This window comes from Faecalimonas nexilis (genome assembly GCF_059731825.1).
On the sequence record NZ_AP029189.1, the window covers coordinates 742,322 to 765,373 of the forward strand.

The following is a 23,052-nucleotide window of genomic DNA, read 5'->3' on the forward strand; positions in this document are numbered from 1 at the left end:
TGCAATGTCTTATTTTTTAAGGGGTTGGCGGAGTAGGTGGAGTTTCGCTGTCGCTGTTACTGCCACTGTTGCTGCTACTGTCGCCACCGCTTGTATTTCCGCTGCTGTCACTGCTGTTATCAGATGGCGGAGTGGTTGTTCCGCTATTGTTGTCTGTTGTATCGTCAGTTTCACCTGAGGTGTCAGAAGAATTCGCATCTGTATCAGGCTTTTCAACTACGTGTCCAGGACAACTCTGAGTAGGAGCAGTTCCCGGTGCAAAATATTCCGTATAGGCACTGCAGGCTTCACTGCTTGCAAGTTTTCCGGTTTTTGCACAAATCGTCTTTTTCTCAATGGAAGATGGCATCTCGAAATCTTTATACTCATATCCTTCATGAATACGTTCCATAACATTTTTCCAAATCTTCATATGGAAACTTTGGCTAAGACCTTCCATCGGTTTGTTATCATCATAACCCGTCCATACAGAAGCTGTTAAGTATGGAGTGTAGGCAGATAACCAAAGGTCAACGCTGTCTGTTGTAGTACCTGTTTTTCCGGCAACCGGCATGTTAGACATTCTGGCAGCAGTACCAGTACCGTTTGTGATAACACCTTCCATAGCATTTGTGAGTAATGCAGCAGTTGTCTCTTTAATAGCTGTATGTGTCTTTGGTGTTTTTTCAAATAACAGATTTCCGTCATGGTCATAAATCTTTGTGTACAGAACTGGCTCTGTGTAAACACCGCCGTTTGCAATTGCTGCGTAGGCAGCAGTCATCTCGATATTATAAACACCTTTTGAGATACCACCAAGGCAGGCAGCCTGTACGATATCGCTCTTGGAATCTAAAGTAGTCAGGTTAAAGTTTTCAGTCAGATATTTGAATCCAAGTGTAGGTGTGATCTCTGTAAATTTCTTCACCGTACATACGTTAGCTGACTGTTCAATACATTCTCGAATAGTCATATTGCCTTTATAATTGCTTCCCCACCAGTTTTTTACTTCACGACCATTTGAGTAAGAAAATGGAGAATCCTCAATTACAGTTGCAAGTGTATCGCCATGCACATCCAATGCAGGTGCGTATGTGGATAAAATCTTAAAGCAGGAACCAGGCTGTTTATAGGATTGCGTAGCACGGTTCAGGCTTCGGCTCTCGGTCTTTTCTCCGCGTCCTCCGACCATTGCTTTGACATGTCCGGTATATTGATCCATAACGACAATAGAAGCCTGTGGCTGAGGGGAAAGTTTTACACGTTTGTCTACGGTATCGCCTTCTGAGGTGATCGCTGCGATGTATTCCTCTACTTTTGCATTCGCCTCTTCCTGCGTCGACTGTGTCAAACAATATTTATCACCGGTTTTCTCATACAGATAATTACGCATCGTATTGTGATCATAATTGTCCTGTGTTCCGTCCGGATGAGTCACAGTGATTGCACAACTGATGCCCCATTCGATATTCGAAGGGTAATTGCTGTCGTCACTGAGTTCTTCCTCACAAATCTTCTGCATCTCAACATTCTGTGTGGTGATGATGCTAAGTCCGCCACTATACACGGCATTGTAGGCCTGTGTTTCTGTATATCCCATCTCGTTCACGAGATCTTCGATAACTTCATCTGCCACAGCATCTATAAAATAGGAGCTGACAGAAGTACTGTCCTCGTATTGGGCATTGGTAGCCTGAATCCGTTCATATACAGGATCGGCAAGCGCCTCATCATACTGTGTCTGATTGATATATCCCTGTTCTTTCATATCATTGAGAACCTTTTCGCGGCGCTCCGCATTCTTGTCAGGGTTAGTGACAGGGTTATATTTTCCAGGGTTCTGTGTGATTGCAGCAATCGTCGCACATTCTGATAAAGTCAGTTCACTGACATCTTTTCCAAAATAACGCTTCGAAGCGGCCTGTACACCGAGGGTATTTTGTCCAAGGTTAATTGTATTCAGATAATTTTCAAGAATTTTACTTTTGGTCATCTGTTTTTCAATTTCCAGAGCCAGATATTGCTCTTGAAGCTTACGTTCTACACGGTCAAAAAACGTATCTTCATTTACGAAATTAGGAAAAACATTGTTCTTTATAAGCTGTTGGGTCAGTGTACTCGCACCTTCCGAAAAATGTCCGGATATAATACCTTTTAATCCGGCTCTTACGATACCTTTCAAATCAATACCGTTATGTTCGTAGAAACGAGAGTCTTCGATTGCAACAAACGCATTCTGCAGATCTTTTGGAATCTCGTCAATTGATTTATAGACACGGTTGGCACCGGCATCTACGAAAGTATCAAGAACGGTTGTCTCATCATCGGCAAGTGCCTGTGTGGTAAACTTAGAAGGTTTTACATCTTCCGGGGTGATATCTGGAGCATCATCAATCATCTTTTTGATGAAAAGTCCGCCGCCGGCGACACATAGTACAATCGCGACAAGACAGGTAAGCAGCATGGCCTTGAAAAGGCGGACACCAGCTCGTTTTTTCTTCATAGCGGCTTTTGAAGTAACATTCTTCTGCCGTTTTGAAGCTTTCTTTTTTCCATAATTCATGAATATTGCCTCCTTTATTCGAAGTTCATTATAGCAAAGATATAGTTTTAAATAAAGCGAAATTTGAAAAGTTCACATTTCGCTAGGAAAAACTTAAGAAAATATTGTGGAAATACCTGCTTTCCTGATATAGTGTTATACAGAAAGAAAAATGAAAAGGTGATGTCATGTTAGAAAAATATAAAACAGTATATCAAGGCGGCGAAGGGGAGACCGTTGAAAAAAAGTCAAGATTCATTGCGACGGTCATTCCGGTAAAGACAGAAGAAGAGGCGATTGCGTTTATCGAAAGCATGAAGAAAAAGTATTGGAATGCAACGCACAATTGCTCTGCCTATGTAATCGGTGAGCAGTTTCAAATCCAAAGATGCAGTGATGATGGAGAGCCAAGTGGTACAGCTGGGAAACCAATGCTAGATGTCCTGCTTGGCGAGGAGATTCATGACACAGCAGTTGTTGTGACAAGGTATTTTGGAGGAACGCTTCTTGGAACAGGTGGACTTGTGAGAGCTTATTCCGGTTCGGTACAGGCGGGACTTTCCGCTAGTAAGATTATTACCAAATTGCACGGGTATAAACTTCGGATACAGACAGATTATACAGGACTTGGAAAAATACAGTATATTTTGGGGCAGAGAGGACTGTCGGTACTTGATTCTGTGTACACTGATCAGGTGGAGCTGACTGCGTTAATTCCGGCGGAGGAACTCAAAACAGTGCGAAATGAGATTACAGAAGGCACGAATGGAAAAGCTGTCATGGAGATAGAAGAGGAGTGCTACTTCGCGGAGATAGATGGGGAAATGAAGACTTTTAAAGATTGAAAAAGAGGTGCGTGAGCACCTCTTTCTTATCTTCTATTGGAATTCCGGTTCAATCAGACCGTATGTGTTGTTCTTACGTTTGTAGACAACGTTCACTTCATCTGTCTCAGCATTGCTGAATACGAAGAAGTTATGTCCAAGAAGTTCCATCTGAACACATGCGTCTTCTGGGAACATAGGCTTGATTCCAAAACGTTTTGTACGAATAATCTTAATCTCATCGTTGTTAGAAGTATCCTGCTCTGCCTCGAAGAATTCTGATTGGAAGTTCCCGCCTTCCTGCTGTCTTGCAATTAATTTGTTCTTATACTTGCGAAGCTGACGTTCAATTACTTCTTCCACTAAGTCAATGGATACATACATATCGTCACTCACTTGTTCGGAACGAATAATGTGACCTTTGACAGGGATAGTTACCTCAATTTTCTGACGCTCTTTTTCAACACTGAGTGTCACGATAATTTCAGTATCAGGAGTGAAATACCTTTCCAGTTTTCCTAATTTTTGCTCGATGGTTGATTTTAAACCAGGTGTTACATCGATATTTTTGCCGCTAATAATATAGTTCATGTCTCCAACCCCTTTGCGATATATTTTATGGTCTTATTATACAACCAAATGATGGGACATGCAATAAAAATAACGAGAAAATTCTAAAAATAATATAAAAAAACTGACAAATAAAGCTAAAATAAGAAAAAACTCGAAAACTATAGTTTTCCTCTTTTTCTCATCTTGGAATCCAGAATTTTTTTACGGATACGAAGTGACTGTGGTGTTACTTCTAACAGCTCGTCGGTATCGATAAAATCAAGCGCTTCTTCCAAGCTCAAAATACGTGGAGTTGTAAGCTTGAGCGCATCATCGGCACCGGAAGAGCGGGTGTTTGTTAAATGTTTTGTTTTACATACGTTGAGTTCAATATCTTCAGCTTTTCCGTTCTGTCCGATGACCATTCCGGAATATACCTTTTCTCCGGCCCCGATAAAGAGAGTACCTCGCTCTTGAGCGCTGTACAATCCGTAAGTAACAGATTCGCCAGTTTCAAAAGCAATCAGAGAACCTTGTTTGCGATACTGAATGTCTCCTTTATATGGTGCGTAGCCGTCAAATGCAGTATTTAAAATTCCATTTCCTTTTGTGTCTGTCATGAATTCCCCACGGTATCCGATCAGACCTCTTGCAGGGATTGAAAATTCCAGTCTTGTAGTTGTCCCGTTGGAGGCGCTCATATTCTGGAGTTCTCCTTTTCGCTGACTTAACTTGTCGATGACTGTTCCGGTAAATTCATCCGGTACGTCGATGTATGCAGTCTCGATTGGCTCTAAGAGTTTGCCGTTCTCATCTTTTTTATAGAGAACTTCCGCCTTGCTTACTGCAAATTCATAACCTTCACGTCTCATGTTTTCGATAAGAACGGACAAGTGAAGTTCACCACGTCCGGATACACGGAAACTGTCTGCGTTTTCTGACTCTTCGACACGGAGACTGACATCTGTATTCAATTCACGCAGCAGACGGTCACGCAGGTGGCGGGACGTTACAAATTTTCCTTCCTGTCCGGCAAATGGGCTGTCATTGACGATAAACTGCATTGCAATCGTTGGTTCTGAAATCTTTTGGAATGGGATTGCAACCGGATTTTCAGGAGAACAGAGTGTGTCACCGATAGAAATATCTGAAATTCCTGAAATTGCAACGATCGATCCGATTGTTGCCTCTTTTACTTCTACTTTGTTGAGTCCGTCAAATTCATATAATTTGCTGATTTTTACTTTTTTCTGTTTGTCAGGTTCGTGGGCGTTTACGACAACCATGTCCTGATTTACGGCGATCGTACCGTTGTCTACTTTTCCGATACCAATACGTCCGACATATTCATTGTAGTCGATCGTGCTGATAAGAACCTGTGTATCGGTGTCAGGATCACCTTCCGGAGCAGGGATATAATCTAAAATTGTCTCGAATAATGGAATCATATTTTCCGGTTCATCTGTCAAATCTAAGATGGCATGTCCGGCTTTGGCAGATGCATATACAAATGGGCAGTCCAACTGTTCGTCAGATGCGTCAAGATCCATGAACAATTCTAAAATCTCGTCGATGACCTCTTCCGGTCTTGCCTCCGGACGGTCAATTTTATTGATGCAGACGATGACCGGAAGCTGTAACTCCAACGCTTTTTTCAATACGAATTTTGTCTGAGGCATCGCACCTTCAAATGCATCTACGACAAGGATAACACCGTTTACCATCTTTAAGACACGCTCTACCTCACCGCCGAAATCGGCATGTCCAGGTGTGTCGATGATGTTGATCTTCGTATCTTTATAGTATACGGCTGTATTTTTTGCCAAAATAGTGATTCCACGTTCACGCTCGATATCGTTGGAATCCATGACACGCTCAGCCACTTCCTGATTGGCGCGGAATACACCGCTTTGCTTTAAAAGCTCGTCTACCAGTGTTGTCTTTCCGTGGTCAACGTGAGCGATGATGGCAATATTTCTAATATCTTCTCTTTGTTTCTTCATTGTAAAATACCTTCTTTCTGTTATCAAAAAGCTTTTATATCCATAAAAGCAAAGGTTTTAAAATATAACTCATATAGTTTATCATATTATTAACAGAATACAAGAGTTTAAGTGAGAAATATAGAAAATGTCGAGAAAGGCTGTCGAGAATTGGCGCACGGTTTTTAAGGCAAAAAGTTCTAAAGTGTGTAAAATAGAAATAGACTTAGTAGTGACTAAAAAATACTGCGAAGAGGAAGGGAGAACTACAATTCATGTCAGATAAGATTATTGAAAACAACCAGGTAACGATTATGGGAGAGGTGGCGTCTCAGTTTACATTCAGCCACGAGGTATTCGGGGAAGGCTTTTATATGGTGGAAGTGCTTGTGAAGCGTTTGAGCAATTCAGACGATCGTATTCCGCTGATGATTTCAGAGAGGCTGATTGATGTGCATCAGGATTACACAGGGGAATATATTATGGTAACAGGGCAATTCCGCTCCTATAATCATCATGATGAACAAAAAAACAGACTTGTACTTTCTGTATTTGTAAGAGAGGTAACATTTGTGGAAGAAGAGCTTGATGGGGCAAAGACAAACAGTATCTTTTTAGATGGCTATATCTGCAAAACACCGATTTACAGAAAGACACCGCTTGGAAGAGAGATTGCAGATCTTCTGCTGGCTGTAAACAGACCATATGGGAAATCGGATTACATACCATGCATCTGCTGGGGAAGAAATGCAAGATTTGCATCTGGCTTTGAAGTCGGAGAACATGTGCAGATATTAGGGCGGATTCAGAGCCGGGAATATATAAAAAAACTGACAGAGACAGAGACGCAGAAACGGATTGCATATGAAGTTTCTGTAAGCAAACTGGAATGTGTAGAAGAATGAGTTCACGTGCATTGACATTGCCTGTGAATGGTGCTAAAATCCTGTAAGAGAGAACTGAGAACTCGGTATGTAAGGAGGACTAGAATGGCTATTTTTACAGGGGCAGGAGTGGCGATTATCACACCATTTCATGCGGATGGAAGTATTAATTATGAAAAATTAGAAGAATTGATTGATTATCATTGCAATAACGGGACAGACAGTATTGTGATTTGTGGCACGACAGGTGAGTCTGCGACGATGACAGAAGAAGAACATCTGGACTGTATTAAAAAGACAATTGATTTCACAAAAGGAAGAGTTCCGGTTATCGCGGGAACGGGATCAAACTGTACAAGAACAGCAATTGAATTGTCAAAAGCGGCAGCAGAGTACGGGGCAGATGGATTACTGGTTGTCACCCCATATTATAATAAAGCAACACAGGCCGGATTGATTCAACATTATACAGCGGTTGCGAATGAAGCTAAAGCGCCAATTATCATGTACAGTGTGGCAAGCAGAACAGGCTGCAATATTGAGCCGGCGACAGTTGCGCATCTTGTGAAGAATGTGGATAACATTGTCGGAATCAAGGAAGCTTCGGGGAATATTTCTCAGGTTGCGAAGATTATGAACCTGACAGATGGAAAGGTCGACTTGTATTCAGGAAATGATGATCAGATTGTGCCGATTATGTCCCTTGGCGGAAAAGGTGTGATTTCTGTATTGTCTAATATCGCCCCAAAAGAGACGCACGATATCTGTGCAAAATTCTTTGAAGGTGATGTAAAAGGAAGTATGGAATTACAGTTAAATGCATTGCCTTTGATTGAGCAGTTATTCTGTGAAGTGAATCCAATTCCTGTGAAAAAAGCGATGAACCTGATGGGAATGGAAGTTGGAGGACTTCGTATGCCGTTGACGGAGCTTACAGAGGCACATACGGAAACGTTAAAGAAAGCGATGAAAGATTTTGGGATTTTATAGATCGCTGTGAACAGTGATTTTATGCAAAAGAATGTAGAGGTAGGAGAGTTTGTTTTTGCAAACTCTCTTTTTTTGTGTTATTTTATAATATAAATAACTGTGAACAGGGAGGAAACGAATATGACAAAATTGATTATGCATGGCTGCAATGGAAAAATGGGACAAGTTATCAGTAAGATAGTAAAAGAAGACCCGAATGTCGAGATGGCAGCAGGAATAGATGCCTATACTGGAATTGCGAATGATTATCCCGTATTTGAAAGTATTGAAAAGTGTGATATCAAGGCAGATGCAATCATTGATTTTTCGAACGCGGCAGCAGTGGACGGGCTGCTTGACTACTGTGTGGAAAAACAGGTTCCGGTTGTACTGTGCACTACAGGGTTATCAGAGGAGCAGCTAAAGAAAGTAGAAGAGACAAGCAAGAAAGTTGCGGTTTTAAAATCTGCGAATATGTCATTGGGAGTCAATATGTTATTAAAACTGCTTCAGGATGCGGCAAAAGTGCTTGCACCAGCGGGGTTTGACATTGAGATTGTCGAAAAACATCATAATCAGAAAGTGGATGCGCCGAGCGGAACTGCACTTGCAATGGCGGATTCGATCAATGAAGCACTGGACAATGAATACCGTTATACTTATGACAGAAGCCAGGTGCGTGAAAAACGTGAGAAAAAGGAGATTGGAATTTCAGCAGTGAGAGGCGGCACAATTGTAGGAGAGCATGAGGTGATTTTCGCAGGAGAAGATGAAGTCATTGAATTCAAACATACTGCATATTCGAAAGCGGTGTTCGCAAAAGGTGCAGTGGAGGCAGGAAAGTTCCTGAAAGGAAAAGGAGCCGGTCTTTACGATATGAGCGACGTGATCCAATTTTAAAAATAGTCAAAAAAAGGAAAAAACTCCCAATGAAAAGTGAAGTATATATTTGAGAAAAATGCAGATATTACATGATAAGAAGTAATTCTTAATGGTACTACATGAAAGAAAGGGAGTAAAAAAATGAAAAAATTGAAAAAAGTAATCTTGTGTATGCTGTGCGTTGGAGTACTTTGCTCAACAACAGGCTGTGGAAGCAATACAAAAGATGATGCGGCAAACAATACAACAACCGACAAAAATACGACAACCGATCCGACAAAAGACAACAATGGAGATGGTGTGATCGATGATCTGGGCAATGCCGTGAAAGATGGTGTCGACGATGTAGAAAAAGGTGTTGACAATGTAAGAGATGGTGTCAGGGATATGACGGATGATGCGACAGACCAGACACCGGATAAGACGACTGACAAAAACGTAAATGACGCAACAAAATAATTATTTATGGAAGGGAACGTGAAAAAGCGTTCCTTTTTTTGGCAAAAAATGCTATACTAAACGAAAATTGCAAAAGTGAGGGAAGAAATATGCAATTCAGACCTTGTATTGACATACATAATGGAGCTGTCAGGCAGATTGTCGGAGGGTCACTGAAAGATGAAGGTGATCAGGCAATCACAAATTTTACTTCGGAATATGATGCGCGGTTTTATGCAAATCTCTATCGAAAAGATGGTATTCGAGGAGGACATATTATATTGCTGAATCCAAGTACATCAGAATATTTTGATGCCACAAAAAAGCAGGCGTTGGAGGCACTGCGTGCATATCCGCAAGGAATGCAGATCGGTGGAGGAGTTACCGCAGAGAATGCGAAGGAATATCTGGATGCAGGAGCAAGTCACGTCATTGTCACATCATATGTTTTTCGAGATGGAGAAGTAAAGTGGGAGAATTTGCAAAAACTCAAGGAGACAGTCGGAAAAGAGCGAATCGTGCTTGATTTAAGCTGCAGAAAAAAAGAGGATTTTTACTATATTGTGACAAACCGATGGCAGACATTCACCAATGTGAAGGTGACGATATCATTATTGGACCAGCTTTCAGATTACTGTGATGAATTTCTGATACATGGGGTAGATGTGGAGGGAAAATCATCAGGAGTAGAACTGCCGCTTGTGGAACTGCTTGCAAAGTGGGATGGTATACCGATTACTTATGCAGGCGGAATAGGAAGTCTGGAAGATTTGGAAGCATTTCGGTGTGCGGGAAAAGAGAAGTTAAATTTTACAATTGGAAGTGCACTAGATTTGTTTGGTGGGCAGATTCCATACGAGAACGTAAAAAAATGTGACCATTTGCGAAAGAGTTTGTGAACAGTTTATAAATTTGTTGAACTGCAATGTATATAGTGATAAAATGGAGATTAGAGTAAATTCGTAAATAAGGAGTAAAGTATGAGCTTATTAGAAAAAATTTTTGGGACACACAGTGATCATGAGTTAAAGAGAATCTATCCGATTGTTGACCGCATTGAGGCGATGGACGAGGATATGCAGAAATTGACGGATGAAGAGTTGAGAGATAAAACAAAAGAGTTTAAAGAAAGACTGGCAAACGGGGAGACATTGGATGATATCCTTCCGGAAGCATTTGCGACAGTAAGAGAAGCGGCATCGAGATCACTTCATATGAAACATTACCGTGTGCAGCTGATCGGTGGTATTGTACTGCATCAGGGACGTATTGCGGAGATGAGAACAGGTGAAGGAAAGACTTTGGTATCGACACTTCCGGCGTATCTGAATGCGTTGGCGGGAAAAGGAGTACATATCGTAACAGTCAATGATTATCTTGCAAAGCGTGATGCGGAATGGATGGGACAAGTTCACAGATTTTTAGGACTTACAGTAGGCGTTGTTTTAAATGAGATGGACAACGACGAACGTCGTGAGGCATATAACTGTGACATCACATATGTGACAAACAATGAACTTGGATTCGATTACCTGAGAGATAATATGGTAATCTACAAAGAGCAGTTAGTACAGAGAGGACTTTCCTATGCGGTAATCGATGAGGTCGACTCTGTATTGATCGATGAGGCGAGAACACCACTTATTATTTCCGGTCAGAGTGGAAAGTCTACGAAGTTATACGAGGCTTGCGATATTCTTGCAAGACAGCTTGAACGTGGTGAGGCAAGCGGCGAGTTTTCTAAGATGAATGCGATCATGGGCGAGGACATCGAAGAGACAGGTGATTTTATCGTCAATGAGAAAGAGAAGAATATCAACCTGACAGAAGAAGGTGTGAAGAAGGTAGAAAAATTCTTCCACATCGAGAATCTTGCGGATCCGGAACATTTAGAGATCCAGCACAATATTATTTTGGCGCTTCGTGCACATAATTTGATGTTCAGAGATCAGGATTATGTTGTGGCGGATGATCAGGTTATGATCGTAGATGAATTTACCGGACGTATTATGCCGGGACGCCGTTATTCTGACGGACTTCATCAGGCAATTGAAGCGAAAGAGCATGTAAAAGTAAAACGAGAGAGCAAGACACTTGCGACAATCACATTCCAGAATCTGTTTAACAAATATGAAAAGAAGAGTGGTATGACAGGTACTGCTCTTACAGAAGAAAAAGAATTCCGTGATATTTACGGAATGGACGTAGTGGAGATTCCAACGAATCTTCCGGTTCTTCGTAAAGATTTGGATGATGCTGTATATAAGACAAAAGATGAAAAATTCAAAGCGGTAATCGAGGAAATCGTAAGAGCACATGAGACAGGACAGCCTGTACTTGTAGGTACTATTACAATTGAGACATCAGAACTTCTGAGCAATATGCTGAAGAAAAGAGGAATTCAGCACAATGTCCTTAATGCAAAATTCCATGAGATGGAAGCTGAGATTGTAGCACAGGCAGGTGTGCATGGCGCGGTTACAATCGCGACGAACATGGCAGGTCGTGGTACCGATATCAAGCTGGACGATGAGGCAAAGGCAATCGGAGGATTGAAGATTATTGGTACAGAGCGTCATGAGTCAAGACGTATTGACAATCAGCTCCGTGGTCGTTCCGGTAGACAGGGAGACCCGGGAGAATCCAGATTTTACATTTCTCTGGAAGATGATCTGCTGAGACTGTTCGGATCTGAAAAACTGATGAGCGTATTTAATACATTAGGTGTGGAAGATGGAGAACAGATTGAACATAAGATGTTGTCCAGCGCAATTGAAAAAGCACAGAAGAAGCTGGAAGGAAATAACTTTGGAATCCGTAAAAACCTGTTGGAATACGATCAGGTTATGAATGAACAAAGAGAGATCATCTACGAGGAAAGACGTCGAGTGCTTGATGGGGAGAGCATGAGAGATTCAATCTATCATATGATTACAGAGTATGTGGAGAACACAGTGGATGCGTGTGCATCTCCGGACACAGAATCTGATGAGTGGGATTTAGATGCATTGAACCGTGATCTGTATGCATCATTGCTTTTAAAACCAGTAGCGTTTGAAGAAGTAAAAGAGATGTCTCAGAAAGAATTGAAACAGATGTTAAAAGAACATGCAGTGAAAGGATATGAGGCAAAAGAGGCTGAGTTCCCAGAACCAGAACAGCTGCGTGAGATTGAACGTGTTGTCCTTTTGAAGGTAATCGACGCAAAATGGATGGATCACATTGATGATATGGATCAGCTTCGTCAGGGAATCGGTCTTCAGGCATATGGACAGAGAGATCCGCTTGTAGAGTACAAGATGGTTGGATATGATATGTTTGGAGCGATGACATCTGCAATTGCAGCAGATACAGTTCGTATGTTGTTCCATGTTCAGCTTGAACAGAAGGTGGAAAGAGAACAGGTTGCAAAAGTAACCGGCACAAACAAAGATGATACGGCAGCGCATGAACCGAAGAAACGTCAGGAAAAGAAAGTTTATCCAAATGATCCTTGCCCATGTGGAAGCGGTAAAAAATACAAACAGTGCTGTGGAAGAAAATAAAGAATAAGAGGTGAGAACGTGGTCGAATTAGATCAGTTTAAAAGTATATTAAACTCATATGAAGAACCATTGAAGGAAATGAGGGATTCACTTTGACCTGTCTGGAAAAGAAAAACAGGTAGAAGAGTTAGAACGAAAGATAGAAGAACCGGGATTTTGGGAGAATACGGAAAATTCTCAGGTGGTCATGAAAGAACTGAAGAGTCTGAAAGATTTTTTGGAGAAAGTATCACAGCTTACAACAAGTTATGAGGATATCGGTGTTTTGATTGAGATGGCATATGATGAGAATGATGAAAGTCTTGTGCCGGAGATTGAAAGTGAACTGACTGCATTTCAACAAGGATATGAGGAGATTCGTATTCAGACCTTGCTTTCCGGGGAATATGATAAAGACAATGCAATTGTGACACTGCATGCAGGAGCAGGCGGAACAGAGTCCTGTGACTGGGCGAATATGTTATACCGTATGTATACAAGATGGGCGGAGCGAAAAGGATTTTCCGTGGAAGTGCTGGACTTTTTGGACGGAGATGTAGCCGGCTTAAAGGCAGTTACTTTTCAGGTGAATGGAGAGAATGCCTACGGGTATCTCAAGTCGGAAAAAGGGGTACACCGTCTTGTGCGCATTTCGCCGTTTAATGCGGCTGGAAAACGACAGACATCGTTTGCATCTTGTGATGTTGTTCCGGATATTGAGGACGATATTGACATTGAACTCAATGACGATGATCTGAAAATTGATACATACAGGGCAAGTGGTGCGGGAGGTCAGCATGTCAACAAGACATCTTCGGCAATCCGTATTACACATATTCCTACTGGAATTGTAGTGCAGTGCCAGAATGAGCGCTCGCAGCATAATAATAAAGAGAAGGCAATGCAGATGCTGAAGGCAAAGCTGTATCTGCTGAAAGAACAGGAACAGGCAGAAAAGGTGTCAGACATTCGTGGAGAGATAAAAGAAATTGGATTTGGCAATCAGATCCGCTCTTATGTCATGCAGCCATATACATTGGTGAAAGATCATCGGACGAATGTAGAAAGCGGAAATGTGTCGAGTGTGCTGGACGGAAACATTGATCTGTTTATGAACGCATACTTAAAAGCACAGAGCATGGAGGAGTAATCATGGATAAGACAAAATACTTTGTAGTCAAGAAAAAAGCGTTGCCGGAAGTCCTTATCAAAGTGGTGGAAGCAAAGAGACTGCTGGCGTCTGAGAGAGGATTGACGATACAGGAAGCAACAGATCAGATTGGAATTAGCAGGAGTTCTTTTTATAAATACAAAGACGATATTTTCCCGTTTCATGAAAATGAAAAAGGGCAGACGATTACCTTGGTGGTGCAGATGGATGACACACCGGGGCTTCTTGCTGAAATTTTGAGAGATGTCGCAGAATACGGTGCGAATATACTGACTATACATCAGAGTATTCCACTGAACGGAGTGGCGACTTTGACTTTGAGTGTAGAGATTTTATCTACAACCGGAAATATATCCGATATGGTTGCGGAGATAGAGGAAAATCAAGGTGTTCACTATTTGAAAATTGTAGGCAGGGAGTAAGTACGATATGACAAAAATAGCAGTATTAGGATATGGAACAGTTGGATCCGGAGTTGTGGAAGTAATTCAGACAAACCGGGATTTAATCAATCAAAAAACAGGGGATTCTTTAGAAATTAAATATATTTTGGATTTGAAAGAATTTCCGGGAAGTCCTATAGAAAAATTGATTGTACATGATTTTGAAGAGATTGTAAATGATGAAGAGATCAAAGTCGTGGTAGAAGTGATGGGCGGAGTTGAACCGGCATATACCTTTGTAAAGAGAAGTCTTTTGGCGGGGAAAAATGTGGCGACCTCCAACAAAGCGCTTGTGGCAAAGCATGGTGCAGAGCTGCTTGCTATTGCAAAAGAAAAGAATTTGAATTTCTTATTTGAGGCGAGTGTTGGCGGCGGTATTCCGATTATCCGTCCTTTGAATACGTCACTTTCGGCGGATGATATTGAGGAGATTACCGGAATTTTGAACGGTACGACCAACTATATGCTTAGTAAGATGTATCACGAAGATGCAGATTATGATGCAGTGTTGAAAGAAGCTCAGATGATGGGATATGCAGAGCGTGACCCGAGCGCAGATGTGGATGGTCACGATGCATGCAGAAAGATTGCAATTTTATCTTCTTTGATTTGTGGGAAACAAGTGGAGTTTGAGGACATTTATACGGAGGGAATCACCGATATTACTTTGCAGGATATGCAGTATGCAAAGGCGATGGGAATGAAGATCAAGCTGCTTGCAACCTGCAGAAAGAACGGCGAAAGATTAGGAGCAGTCGTGGCACCTTGTCTTTTAGGGAAAAAGCATCCGCTCTACAATGTAGAAGATGTATTTAATGCGATTTTTATAAAAGGGAATATGCTTGGAGATGCAATGTTCTATGGAAGCGGAGCAGGAAAACTCCCTACGGCAAGCGCAGTTGTGGCTGATGTTATTGAAGCGGCAAAATATCCGAGACAGAGTATGATGACAGTCTGGTCAGAGGAAAAAATGGTTTTAGAAGACAAAAGTGAGCGAGAAAATCGTTTCTTTGTACGCATAAAGGGGACAGAGACGTTAAAAGAAGAATTGGAACAGACTTTTGGCGAGATTACAGTTATAAAGCCTGAAGGTGTGGAAGGTGAATTTGGTTTCGTGACATCAGTTATGAAAGAGGGCGATTTTGAAAGAGGTGCAGAAAAATATCCTCAGATTCGAAAAATGCTCCGGGTGAAAGAATAAAGTCAAAAGGGTAAGGAGGCGCAGTGGAATGAAATATATCATAGTCTTAGGAGATGGGATGGCGGATGAACCGATTGAAAAATTGTCGGGGAAGACACCGCTTGAAGCAGCAGATAAACCGACGATGGACAGACTTGCAAAAAAAGGTGAGGTAGGACTTGCCTATATGGTTCCGGAAGGAATGAGTCCGGGAAGTGATACAGCAAATCTGTCAGTACTTGGATATGATCCAAAGATTTATTATACAGGCCGCTCGCCGCTCGAGGCGCTCAGCATCGGAGTGGATATGAAAAAGACAGATGTGTCATTTCGGTGTAATCTGGTAACGCTTTCGGAAGAAGAAAGCTGTTATGAAGAAAAGAGAATGGTGGATCACAGCTCCAGCGAGATCAGTACTGAGGACGCGGCAGTTTTGATGGAAGCACTGAAGGAAGGGCTGAAAAGAGAAGGATATGAGTTCTATGTGGGAACGAGTTACCGCCACTTGCTTGTGTGGAAGGAAGGAAAAGTGATAGAGCTGACCCCGCCGCATGACATTTTGACGAAGAAAATCGGAGAGTATCTGCCGGAAAATGAAGTGTTCTGTGATATGATGAAGAAAAGTTATGAGATATTGTCTGCACATCCTCTGAATCAGAAAAGAAAAGAGCAGGGGCTCAATCCGGCGAATTCTGCATGGTTCTGGGGAGCAGGCACAAGGCCGAATCTGATGTCTTTTGAAGAAAAGACAGGAAAGAAAGGTGTTATGATCTCGGCGGTGGACCTGCTGAAAGGGCTTGCAGTTGGGTCTGAGATGGATAAGATTTTGGTGGAAGGAGCCAATGGAGGACTTCATACGAACTATGAAGGAAAGGCAAATGCAGCTGCGGATGCACTTTTGAATCATGGATATGATTTTGCTTATGTGCATGTGGAGGCACCGGATGAGATGGGACATCAAGGATTGTTGAATGAGAAAATAGAATCAATCGAGTATCTTGATAAGCGGGTGACACGGCTTATTGTAGAAGCCTTAGAAAAAGTGGGCGAAGATTATCGAATATTGGTTCTTCCGGATCATCCAACACCGATCCGAGTTCGGACACATACAAAAGATCCGGTTCCATATCTGCTTTATGACAGCAGAAAAGAATTGGGAAGTCAGGAAGAATATAGCGAAAAGACCGCAAAAGAAAGCGGAATTGTCTGGAAAGAAGGCTATCGTCTGATTGACTGCCTGTTAGAGATATAGGAGGTAACCATGTTAATTGTAAAGAAATTCGGCGGAACATCCGTCGCAAATAAAGAGAGAATTTACAATGTTGCAAGACGCTGCATTGAAGATTATAAAAAAGGACACAGTGTTGTAGTTGTTCTTTCGGCAATGGGAGATACGACAGATGATTTGCTTGCACTTGCAAATGATATCAATCCAAATGCAAACAAGAGAGAACTGGATATGCTTTTGACAACAGGAGAGCAAGTGTCAGTTTCGCTCATGGCAATGGCTATGCATGCGATGGATGTGCCGGCAGTGTCATTGAATGCATTTCAGGTGGGGATGAACTGTACCTCCAGATACGGAAATGCCAGATTTAAGAGAATTGACACAGACCGTATCAATCATGAACTGGATTCCAGAAAGATCGTAATTGTGACAGGCTTTCAGGGAATTACGAAATACGATGATTACGCCACACTTGGACGAGGTGGTTCTGATACGACAGCGGTAGCACTTGCGGCAGTATTGCACGCAGATTTGTGCGAGATTTATACAGATGTAGATGGTGTCTATACGGCAGATCCTAGAATTGTTCCGAATGCAAGAAAACTCCCAGAGATCACATATGATGAGATGCTGGAACTTGCAACGGCAGGTGCAAAAGTTCTGCACAATCGTTCCGTGGAGATGGCGAAAAAATACAGTGTTCCGATGGTTGTGCGTTCAAGTTTGAATGAATCAGAAGGAACGATTGTCAAGGAGGTAGTAAAAATGGAGAAAATGTTAATTACCGGTGTGGCTGCGGATAAGAATACAGCCAGAATTTCAGTGATTGGAGTGGAAGACAGACCGGGTATTGCGTTTAAAATATTCAACAAACTTGCGAAAAATAATATTAATGTAGATATTATCCTTCAGTCCGTAGGACGTGACGGAACAAAGGATATTTCATTTACAGTTTCGCAGGATGACCTGAAAGATGCACTTACTATACTGGAAGAGAACAAAGAACCTTTGACGATTAAGAATATTACACACAATGAAGGTGTGGCAAAAGTTTCAATCGTGGGTGCTGGAATGATGACAAATCCGGGAGTTGCATCCAAATTGTTTGAGGCATTGTTTAATTACGGAATCAATATTAATATGATTTCCACATCTGAGATTCGAATCACAGTGTTGGTAGAGGAGTCAGAGATTGACAAAGCGGTGCGTGCGATTCACGAGAAATTTGATCTTGCAGAATAAAATATGTAAAGCAAAGGGCGGAAGAATTTCCGTCCTTTATTTGTGCTGAAGTTGACTTAAAAAACTGTTGTGGTAAAGAGGTGAGAAAGTGACATCTTCGATGAACCAGTCCGGTGGGGTGAATGCATTCGCTTCCTGCTCGGTAGGAAATTCTACCTCGGCGAGAACAAGCGGTGCAAGATCGCCCTCAAAAATGTCTAATTCAATGGTGTATATGCCATAGGGGATGCAGTAGCGCTTTTTGGTGATCAGTCTGCCGTCGATTTTAGTGCGCAGATGTTCATAGGATTCCTTTGTGAGTGGAAGATTGTGTTCTTCACGAACCATAAGTCCTTTAGATTTGTAGGTTAACTCATACTTGTCATCGTCTTTTCGCACACGCACGACAGGAGATGTGGATAAATATCCCTGTTCGAGCTGACGATGGGGATATTTTTCGAGATGCTCCGGCAGGGAGCTGATTAAATATTTGCGTTCAATTTCCATAATAGATACCTCCAGATGCTTTTATAGTAATACAGGTCAAGGGAAATGTAAACGGATTTGCTTTTTTTTCATAAGTTTGTTAAAATGCAAGTGAAATTTGGAAAAGGAGGGAAACTATGGAAAAAAAGGTTTGTGTATTTTTGGCAGATGGGTTTGAAGAGATTGAAGGACTGACTGTTGTGGATCTGCTAAGAAGAGCAGGAATTTTTGTGACAACAGTATCGATTACAGGTAAATTGCAGATTCGCGGTTCACATGATATTTGTGTTCAGGCAGATAAATTATTTGAAGAAATGGATTATGAGGAGCAGGACATGGTTGTGCTGCCGGGCGGAATGCCTGGAACGATTCATTTGGAAGAACACGAAGGCGTGAAAAATGTATTGGAAAAATACTATGAAGAGAAAAAATATATTGCGGCAATCTGTGCGGCGCCGAGTATTTTCGGAAAGATGGGCTTTTTAAAAGAAAGAAAGGCGACTTCTTATCCGAGCAAAGAGGCGGAGCTTTTCGGAGCAGAGGTAGTGAAAGATTCTGTTGTTGTGTCTGATTTTATCATTACAAGCAGAGGTCTGGGGACAGCGATTGATTTTTCACTTGCGCTGATCGGGCTTCTTTTGAACAAGGAAAAGGCGGAGGAGATCAAAGACTCTGTCATCTATCAATGTAAATAGGAGGAACTATGAAATCAAAAAAAGGGACAGTAGCTGCGATTGCAGTGATCATTGTACTGGTAGGAATTGTATGCATAGGACTGCTCAGAGATTTTGATGCACAGGGATATGTCCGCGCGATTCTGAACCAGAGGTTTTTGGGAGATGTCACCGAGGCGGAAGAGATTCTGGAGGATACGTCAAAGAAGGAATTGCTGAAACAGTATGATGAAGGCATTGAAAGTTTTGTTTCGGATTACATCACAAATGGTGTGGAGATAGATTCGGAACTTGAGAAGAAGTTTGTAGATCTGTGCAAAGAGATTTTCGGCGCTATGAAATATCAGGTAAATGAAGCGGAGAAGATCAGCCGCAAGGAATATGATGTCAGTGTGGAATTTCAGCCGTCGGATGTATTTTTACAGTTTATCACATCAATTCAGACAGAGTCGGAAAATCTGAAACAAAAGGCGGAGAACGGGGAATATCAGGGGACAAAAGAAGAGATTAATGCCCAGATGCAAAGCGAATTTCTGAACCGTTCTTATGAACTTTTAGAAACTGCATATCAAAATATGCAGTACGGTGAGACAGAGACAATTGTGTTTAAAGTCAAAAGCAATGACAAAAATGTGTTTTCAATGAAGGAGGATGAGATTTCCTCATTTATTACGAAAATACTGCGTTTAGATGAAATTCAAGGCTAGTAATTTAGAAAGTATTGTGATATAATCTTGGAATGAGCGTTAGTGTAGATAAGTCTGGGGACTTCTCACATATATAAGGAGGAAATAGTAATGAGTTTACAAGTAGAAAACATGGAAAAAAATATGGCGAAACTTACAATCGAAGTTTCCGCTGAAGAATTAGAAAAAGCAATTCAGGGTGCGTACTTAAAACAGAGAAATAAAATCAGCGTGCCTGGATTCCGTAAAGGGAAAGTACCACGTCAGATGATCGAAAAAATGTACGGTGTAGGAATCTTTTATGAAGATGCAGCGAATGCGTTAATTCCAACAGCATACGGAAAAGCATATGACGAATGTGAATTAGATATCGTTTCACAGCCAAAAGTAGAAGTAGTACAGTTAGAAAAAGGAAAACCATTTATCTTCACAGCAGAAGTTGCTGTAAAACCAGAAGTAACTTTAGGAGAATACAAAGGACTTTCTGTAGATAAAGTTTCTAACAGAGTAACAGCAAAAGAGATCGACGCGAAATTAGAAGAAGAACAGAAGAAGAATGCAAGAACAGTTGTAGTGGAAGACCGTGCAGTACAGGACGGAGATGAAGTAGTATTAGACTTCGAAGGATTTGTTGACGGTGTTGCATTTGAAGGTGGAAAAGGTGAGAACTATCCATTGACAATCGGTTCAGGATCTTTCATTCCGGGATTTGAAGAACAATTAATCGGCGCTGAAGCAGAAAAAGAAGTAGAAGTGAATGTGACATTCCCAGAAGAATATCATTCAGAAGATTTAGCAGGAAAAGCTGCAGTGTTCAAATGTACAGTACATGAGATCAAAGCAAAAGAACTTCCTGAATTAGATGATGAATTTGCAGCAGAAGTATCTGAATTTGATACATTAGATGCTTACAAAGCAGATATCAAAGCAAAAATCAAAGAACAGAAGATTGCAGACGGTAATAGAAAGAAAGAAGACCAGGCAGTAGAAAAAGCTGTTGCAAACGCAACAATGGAGATTCCAGAGGCAATGATCGATACACAGGTAAATCAGATGGCTCAGGATTTCGCACAGAGAATTCAGCAGCAGGGACTTTCTATGGAACGGTACTTCCAGTTCACAGGAATGACAGCTGAGAGCATGATGGAAGAATTAAGACCACAGGCTGTAAAACGTATTGAGACAAGACTTGTGCTTGAAGCAATTGCAAAAGCTGAAAATATCGAGATTACAGATGAAAGAATCGATGAAGAATTAGCGAAGATGGCAGAAGCTTACAAGATGGAAGTAGAAAAATTAAAAGAATTCATGGGAGAAAATGAAAAAGAACAGATGAAGATGGATTTAGCTGTTCAAGATGCTGTGACATTCTTAGTAGATAATGCTGTAGAAGAATAAAAACATTATATTTTTAAGGAGGCATATACATGAGCGTAATACCTTATGTCATTGAGCAGACAAGCCGCGGCGAGCGTTCATATGACATTTATTCAAGATTACTGAAGGAAAGAATTATCTTTTTGGGGGAAGAGGTAACTGATGCATCAGCAAGTGTAATTATTGCCCAGCTGCTATTTTTAGAAGGTGAAGATCCGGAGAAAGATATTCATCTTTATATCAACAGCCCAGGCGGTTCCGTATCAGCAGGTTTGGCTATTTATGATACAATGCAGTATATCAAATGTGACGTATCCACAATTTGTATTGGTATGGCTGCAAGTATGGGATCATTCTTATTGTCAGGCGGAAAGAAAGGGAAAAGATATGCCCTTCCGAATGCAGAGATTATGATTCACCAGCCATTAGGCGGAGCACAGGGACAAGCGACAGAGATTCAGATTGCAGCAGAACATATTTTAAAGACAAGACAGAAGTTGAACACGATTTTGGCAGAAAATACAGGACAGAGTCTTGAGAAGATTCAGGCAGACACAGAACGTGATAACTTTATGTCAGCACAAGAAGCAAAAGAATACGGACTGGTAGACGAAGTGATTGCCAGCCATTAATGTAACTGGAAAAGGGGATGCTTAATTTGGGCACCCCCTTTCCATCGTATGAAAGTGGAGAGACGAGGTGAGAGTATGGCAGGAAAGATAGGAGAAGAAATTGTAAGATGTTCATTTTGCAATAAGACGCAGGCGCAGGTACGCAAAATGATTGCAGGACCTAATGGAGCCTACATTTGTGATGAGTGTGTGGACGTATGTGCCGAAATTATTGAAGAAGAACTTGCATATGAGAATCCATCTGATTTTCAGGATATCAATCTTTTAAAACCAGAGGAGATCAAAGCCTTTTTAGATGAGTATGTAATCGGACAGGACGAGGCAAAAAAAGTGTTGTCAGTGGCAGTGTACAATCACTATAAACGAATTATGGCGGAAAAGGATCTTGGAGTTGAGTTACAGAAAAGTAATATTTTGATGCTTGGACCGACAGGCTGTGGAAAGACGTTGCTTGCTCAGACACTGGCTAAGATTTTAAATGTGCCATTCGCGATCGCAGATGCAACAGCACTCACAGAGGCAGGATATGTAGGAGAAGATGTGGAGAATATTCTTCTGAAGATTATTCAGGCGGCAGACGGAGATATTGAACGTGCAGAGCACGGTATCATATATCTTGATGAGATTGACAAAATTACAAGAAAGTCAGAGAATCCGTCTATTACAAGAGATGTATCAGGAGAAGGAGTTCAGCAGGCACTTCTTAAAATTATAGAAGGAACAGTGGCATCGGTACCGCCACAAGGTGGAAGAAAGCATCCGCATCAGGAATTGATACAGATTGATACGACAAATATTTTGTTTATCTGTGGTGGAGCGTTTGAAGGTCTGGATAAGATTATTGAGACGCGTATGGATCGAAAATCAATGGGATTTAATGCAGAAGTGGGAAATCACCATGAAGATAATGTGGACAGACTTTTAAGTCAGGTACTGCCGCAGGATTTGGTGAAATTTGGTCTGATTCCAGAACTGGTTGGACGTGTTCCGGTCAACGTCACATTAGAGATGCTTGACAGAGATGCGTTGATTCGTATTTTAACAGAGCCAAAGAGTGCTATTGTGAAACAATATCAGAAATTACTGGAACTTGATGGCGTCGAATTGGAGTTTGATAAAGAAGCATTGGAAAAGATTGCAGACACGTCATTGGCGAGAAAGACAGGAGCGAGAGGATTACGTGCGATTATGGAGAATGTCATGATGGACACAATGTATCATGTACCGTCAAATGATCGCATAAAAACTTGCCGAATTACAAAAGAAGCCGTAGAAGGGACAGGAGAGCCGGTTTACAATTCTGAGGCTCTCACGTCAGAAAGTGCATAATGTAAATTGGGGACGGGGGTAATGTGACATTACCCCCGTCCCTGAATAA

21 protein-coding genes are annotated in these 23,052 nt (G+C 41.5%); 17 read left to right on the forward strand and 4 right to left on the reverse strand.

The features are described from left to right. Positions 1–16 precede the first annotated feature (16 nt). Entirely contained in the window at positions 17–2,542 is a 2,526-nt protein-coding gene (locus tag AC6I5B_RS03595; protein ID WP_497773626.1) for a transglycosylase domain-containing protein, read from the reverse strand. Positions 2,543–2,709: 167 nt separating this feature from the next. Between AC6I5B_RS03595 and AC6I5B_RS03600 the strand changes: the two genes are divergently transcribed. Then, complete coding sequence (locus AC6I5B_RS03600; RefSeq protein WP_004613624.1) at positions 2,710–3,366, forward strand: YigZ family protein; 657 nt, start codon at positions 2,710–2,712, stop codon at positions 3,364–3,366. Positions 3,367–3,399: 33 nt separating this feature from the next. Here AC6I5B_RS03600 and hpf read toward each other — a convergent pair whose 3' ends face one another. Beyond that, a complete protein-coding gene (gene hpf / locus AC6I5B_RS03605) occupies positions 3,400–3,936 on the reverse strand; it encodes a ribosome hibernation-promoting factor, HPF/YfiA family (protein ID WP_004613625.1) in 537 nt (178 codons plus the stop codon). Between the two features lie 140 nt (positions 3,937–4,076). Continuing rightward, on the reverse strand, positions 4,077–5,900 hold the full coding sequence (typA, locus tag AC6I5B_RS03610) for a translational GTPase TypA (RefSeq protein ID WP_004613626.1): 1,824 nt from the start codon (positions 5,898–5,900) through the stop codon (positions 4,077–4,079). Positions 5,901–6,154: 254 nt separating this feature from the next. On the opposite strand from typA, the gene AC6I5B_RS03615 reads away from it, so the two are divergent. The 11 genes from AC6I5B_RS03615 (at position 6,155) to AC6I5B_RS03665 (ending at position 17,840) form a co-directional block, all read left to right on the forward strand. Beyond that, complete coding sequence (locus AC6I5B_RS03615; protein ID WP_004613627.1) at positions 6,155–6,784, forward strand: single-stranded DNA-binding protein; 630 nt, start codon at positions 6,155–6,157, stop codon at positions 6,782–6,784. An 84-nt stretch (positions 6,785–6,868) separates the two neighbouring features. Further along, positions 6,869–7,753: a 4-hydroxy-tetrahydrodipicolinate synthase gene (gene dapA, locus AC6I5B_RS03620; protein WP_022249953.1), complete on the forward strand. Its 885-nt coding sequence runs from the start codon at positions 6,869–6,871 to the stop codon at positions 7,751–7,753. Between the two features lie 120 nt (positions 7,754–7,873). Further along, positions 7,874–8,632 (forward strand): 4-hydroxy-tetrahydrodipicolinate reductase, encoded by a 759-nt coding sequence (gene dapB / locus AC6I5B_RS03625; RefSeq protein ID WP_022249954.1) that lies wholly within the window; start codon positions 7,874–7,876, stop codon positions 8,630–8,632. 123 nt (positions 8,633–8,755) lie between these two features. Next, entirely contained in the window at positions 8,756–9,073 is a 318-nt protein-coding gene (locus tag AC6I5B_RS03630) for a hypothetical protein (protein WP_004613630.1), read from the forward strand. 89 nt (positions 9,074–9,162) lie between these two features. After that, entirely contained in the window at positions 9,163–9,951 is a 789-nt protein-coding gene (gene hisA / locus AC6I5B_RS03635; RefSeq protein ID WP_071143412.1) for a phosphoribosylformimino-5-aminoimidazole carboxamide ribotide isomerase, read from the forward strand. An 81-nt stretch (positions 9,952–10,032) separates the two neighbouring features. Beyond that, on the forward strand, positions 10,033–12,597 hold the full coding sequence (secA, locus tag AC6I5B_RS03640) for a preprotein translocase subunit SecA (RefSeq protein ID WP_071143413.1): 2,565 nt from the start codon (positions 10,033–10,035) through the stop codon (positions 12,595–12,597). 18 nt (positions 12,598–12,615) lie between these two features. Then, positions 12,616–13,726 (forward strand): peptide chain release factor 2 gene (gene prfB / locus AC6I5B_RS03645; protein WP_408606878.1). Its coding sequence is split into 2 segments (ribosomal slippage): positions 12,616–12,678 and positions 12,680–13,726, totalling 1,110 coding nucleotides; the frame shifts between segments, so codons are not numbered across the junction. Beyond that, on the forward strand, positions 13,726–14,169 hold the full coding sequence (locus AC6I5B_RS03650) for an ACT domain-containing protein (protein ID WP_044987663.1): 444 nt from the start codon (positions 13,726–13,728) through the stop codon (positions 14,167–14,169). Before prfB ends, AC6I5B_RS03650 begins: the two co-directional genes overlap by 1 nt. Before the next feature lie 7 nt (positions 14,170–14,176). Continuing rightward, positions 14,177–15,391 carry a homoserine dehydrogenase gene (locus tag AC6I5B_RS03655; protein WP_004613636.1) on the forward strand — a complete coding sequence of 405 codons (1,215 nt, stop codon included), beginning with the start codon at positions 14,177–14,179 and terminating at the stop codon, positions 15,389–15,391. Positions 15,392–15,419: 28 nt separating this feature from the next. Then, entirely contained in the window at positions 15,420–16,622 is a 1,203-nt protein-coding gene (locus AC6I5B_RS03660) for a cofactor-independent phosphoglycerate mutase (RefSeq protein ID WP_004613637.1), read from the forward strand. Between the two features lie 9 nt (positions 16,623–16,631). Next, positions 16,632–17,840, forward strand: coding sequence for an aspartate kinase (locus AC6I5B_RS03665; RefSeq protein ID WP_022249959.1), 1,209 nt, complete (start codon positions 16,632–16,634; stop codon positions 17,838–17,840). A gap of 36 nt (positions 17,841–17,876) precedes the next feature. On the opposite strand, the gene AC6I5B_RS03670 is transcribed toward AC6I5B_RS03665, so the two are convergent. Continuing rightward, a complete protein-coding gene (locus tag AC6I5B_RS03670; protein ID WP_117787828.1) occupies positions 17,877–18,326 on the reverse strand; it encodes a CYTH domain-containing protein in 450 nt (149 codons plus the stop codon). 116 nt (positions 18,327–18,442) lie between these two features. On the opposite strand from AC6I5B_RS03670, the gene AC6I5B_RS03675 reads away from it, so the two are divergent. The 5 genes from AC6I5B_RS03675 (at position 18,443) to clpX (ending at position 23,003) form a co-directional block, all read left to right on the forward strand. Then, a complete protein-coding gene (locus AC6I5B_RS03675) occupies positions 18,443–19,000 on the forward strand; it encodes a DJ-1 family glyoxalase III (protein ID WP_004613640.1) in 558 nt (185 codons plus the stop codon). 8 nt (positions 19,001–19,008) lie between these two features. Then, positions 19,009–19,686: a hypothetical protein gene (locus AC6I5B_RS03680; RefSeq protein ID WP_004613641.1), complete on the forward strand. Its 678-nt coding sequence runs from the start codon at positions 19,009–19,011 to the stop codon at positions 19,684–19,686. A 90-nt stretch (positions 19,687–19,776) separates the two neighbouring features. Next, on the forward strand, positions 19,777–21,063 hold the full coding sequence (gene tig / locus AC6I5B_RS03685; protein ID WP_022249960.1) for a trigger factor: 1,287 nt from the start codon (positions 19,777–19,779) through the stop codon (positions 21,061–21,063). Between the two features lie 29 nt (positions 21,064–21,092). Next, entirely contained in the window at positions 21,093–21,674 is a 582-nt protein-coding gene (gene clpP, locus AC6I5B_RS03690; RefSeq protein WP_004613643.1) for an ATP-dependent Clp endopeptidase proteolytic subunit ClpP, read from the forward strand. A 75-nt stretch (positions 21,675–21,749) separates the two neighbouring features. Next, positions 21,750–23,003, forward strand: coding sequence for an ATP-dependent Clp protease ATP-binding subunit ClpX (gene clpX / locus AC6I5B_RS03695; RefSeq protein WP_022249961.1), 1,254 nt, complete (start codon positions 21,750–21,752; stop codon positions 23,001–23,003). The last annotated feature ends 49 nt before the right edge of the window (positions 23,004–23,052 follow it).